The sequence below is a fragment of the Kitasatospora sp. NPDC057512 genome (assembly GCF_042802135.1).
GTDB lineage: Bacteria > Actinomycetota > Actinomycetes > Streptomycetales > Streptomycetaceae > Kitasatospora.
This window is the reverse complement of record NZ_JBHVET010000975.1, coordinates 1-2539: the sequence shown is the minus strand read 5'-3', so window position 1 is coordinate 2539 and position 2539 is coordinate 1. Positions and strand designations below refer to the sequence as shown.

General features: G+C 74.3%; 3 protein-coding genes. 1 reads left to right on the top strand and 2 read right to left on the bottom strand.

All coding sequences use genetic code 11. The annotated features are described in order from the left end of the window. Positions 1-33: 33 nt before the first annotated feature. Both ACFU6K_RS36480 and ACFU6K_RS36475 read right to left on the bottom strand, forming a co-directional pair. Entirely contained in the window at positions 34-390 is a 357-nt protein-coding gene (locus tag ACFU6K_RS36480) for a zinc ribbon domain-containing protein YjdM (RefSeq protein WP_117486841.1), read from the bottom strand. A 333-nt stretch (positions 391-723) separates the two neighbouring features. Continuing rightward, positions 724-1386, bottom strand: coding sequence for a TetR/AcrR family transcriptional regulator (locus ACFU6K_RS36475; RefSeq protein ID WP_380670557.1), 663 nt, complete (start codon positions 1384-1386; stop codon positions 724-726). Between the two features lie 100 nt (positions 1387-1486). Here ACFU6K_RS36475 and ACFU6K_RS36470 point away from each other — a divergent pair, with 100 nt between their 5' ends. Then, entirely contained in the window at positions 1487-2500 is a 1014-nt protein-coding gene (locus ACFU6K_RS36470; protein ID WP_380670555.1) for a zinc-binding dehydrogenase, read from the top strand. The last annotated feature ends 39 nt before the right edge of the window (positions 2501-2539 follow it).

The window sequence follows — 2539 nt, the reverse complement described above, 5'->3', positions numbered from 1 at the left end:
CCTCGGCGGGGCGCGGCCGTTCGGGCCCGCGGGTCAGGCCTTCTTGACCACGCTGGACTTGAGCTGCATCGCACCGAAGCCCTCGACGCGGCAGTCGATGTCGTGCCCGTCGACGCCGTCCACCAGGCGGATGTTGCGCACCTTGGTGCCGGCCTTGATGCCGGAGACGCTGCCCTTGACCTTGAGCGCCTTGACCACCGTCACGGTGTCGCCGTCGCTCAGCACGTTGCCGACGGCGTCCTTGATCACGCGCTCGCCGGCCGGCGCTCCGGCCTCGTCGGCGCCGCCGGGCACCCACTCGTGGCCGCACTCGGGGCAGACCATGAGGGCGTTCATCTCATAGGTGTACTCGCTGGAGCACTGCGGACACGGGGGAAGGTTGTCGCTCATGGGTTCAGGGTATCCAGGGTGTTCGGAAGCGGGCTTCGGGACGGACGAGGGGGCCTGCGGGGGTGTCGGCGACGGTCGGCCGGTTGCCGCGGCCACGACCGCCCCTTCCCGCGTCCGCCGGTGGCACCCGGACGCGCCCCGCACCAGTCCAACGGCACGCCAGCATGTATGAACTTGAAGAGTTTTTCAAATCACTCATTGCGCATGCGATGGACTCCACCAGTAGTTCCCCCCGCGCCCGAACAACCGGGCCCGGGTCGGCCCCGCCCTCCCCCGGCCGGCGCCGCATTTGGCGCGATACCGATCCTGCCCGGGCGCCTTCCCGGCGCGCCCTCAGCCCGCCGTGAGCGCGAGCCGGATCCAGCGCTCGGACTCCGCGACGGCCACCCCCACGTCGAAGGACTCCGGCGCGGCCGCCGCCTGTACCACCAGCCCCTTGAGCAGCCCGACGAAGGCCAGCGCGAAGGCCGCCGGGTCCACGCCGGGGCGCAGCTCCCCGTCCCGCTGGCCCTGCCCGACCACCTCGGCCGTCCACGCCCGGGTCCGGGCGTCCAGCTGCGCCACCGCGGCGGTCAGCTCCGAGGCCCCGGCGAGCGCCTCGGCCCCCAGCACCACGAAGGCCCGGCCCAGGTCGGTCGGGTTGCGCACGCCCTCCAGGCAGCCGCGCGCGAACCCGCACAGCTCGTCCGCGGCCCCCGCCCCGCTGCGCGCCGGCGCGGCCGACGCCATCGCTTCGGCGAGCGCCGCCTCCTGCAGCCGCGCCAGCAGTGCGGCCTTCGAGCCGAAGTAGTGGGTGGCCAGGCCCCGGCTGAAGCCCGCCTCCTCGCCCACCCTGGCCAGCGTGACCCCGGTGCTGCCGTGCTCGGCGATCAGCCGGGCGGCGGCGGCGATCAGCGCGGACTCGGCCCGGGCGCGCCGTTCGGCCTGGGTGCGGCGCGCCGGCGCCTCCTGGAGCGCCCCGGCCCCGCCGGTTCGGTCCTCATCGTGCGTAGACATGCCACCATGCTAGTGTGAACTTGCTTGTTGAATAACAAGTAACTTCCGGAGCGGCGGGCACTCTCCCCGACCCGCCGCCCCCGTGAGAAGGGAAGTCCCGATGACCGCCACGATGCTGGCCGGCCGGCTCGACGTCGCGAAGGGCGCCTTCGCCGTGGAGGAGGTCCCCGTCCCGGTCCCCGGCCCGGGCGAGGTGCTGATCAAGGTGGAGGCCGCCGGCGTCTGCCTCTCCGACGTCCACCTGATCGAGGGCATGCTCAAGCCGCTCTACCTCAAGGGCGACAAGGTCACCCTCGGCCACGAGGTCGCGGGCACCGTGCACACCCTCGGCGAGGGCGTGACCGGTACGGCCGTCGGCGACCGGGTGCTGCTGCAGGCCGGCGAGACCCGCGACGGCGTCGTGCACACCCGCGGCGTGGACTACGACGGCGGCTGGGCCGAGTACGCGCTCGCGACCGCCACCACGCTGGTGCCGATACCGGACGAGCTCCCCTTCGAGCAGGCCTGCTTCATCCCCGACGCGGTCTCCACCCCCTGGGCCGCGATCACCGCCACCGGCGCCGTACGCCCGGCCGAGGCGGTCGGCGTCTGGGGCGTCGGCGGCCTCGGTGCCCACGGCGTGCAGCTGCTGCGGGCGATCGGCGCCTTCCCGATCGTCGCCGTCGACCCGCTGCCGGCCGCCCGCGAGCGCGCCCTGGCCTTCGGCGCCGACGCCGCCCTCGACCCGGCCGACCCTGGCTTCGCCGGGCTGCTGCGCGAGGCCACCGGCGGCCGCCCGCTGTCCGTCGCCTTCGACTTCGCCGGGGTCGCCCCGGTGCGCGAGCAGGCCATGGCCACCCTCGGCGAGCACGGCCGCCTGGTGCTGGTCGGCCTCACCAACAAGCCGCTGACCGTCACCAACGGCACCCTGGTCAGCTACCTGCGCCAGCAGATCCGCGGCCACTACGGCTCCGAGGGCCAGGACGTCGTCGACCTGGTCAACCTGGTCCGCGGCGGCCGGCTGGAGTTCTCCCGCTCGGTGAGCGGCACCTTCCCGCTGGCCGAGGCGGCCCGCGCGGTCGAGGCGCTGGAGCACAAGGAGGGCGACCCGATCCGCCTGGTGCTCAAGCCCTGACCCGGCACGCCACCGACCCGGCGCCGCACCTCCCGGACC

Coding starts and splice junctions, on each gene's coding strand:
- ACFU6K_RS36480 (WP_117486841.1), bottom strand. CDS start 390: ATGAGCGACAACCTTCCCCCGTGTCCGCAGTGCTCCAGCGAGTACACC.
- ACFU6K_RS36475 (WP_380670557.1), bottom strand. CDS start 1,386: ATGTCTACGCACGATGAGGACCGAACCGGCGGGGCCGGGGCGCTCCAG.
- ACFU6K_RS36470 (WP_380670555.1), top strand. CDS start 1,487: ATGACCGCCACGATGCTGGCCGGCCGGCTCGACGTCGCGAAGGGCGCC.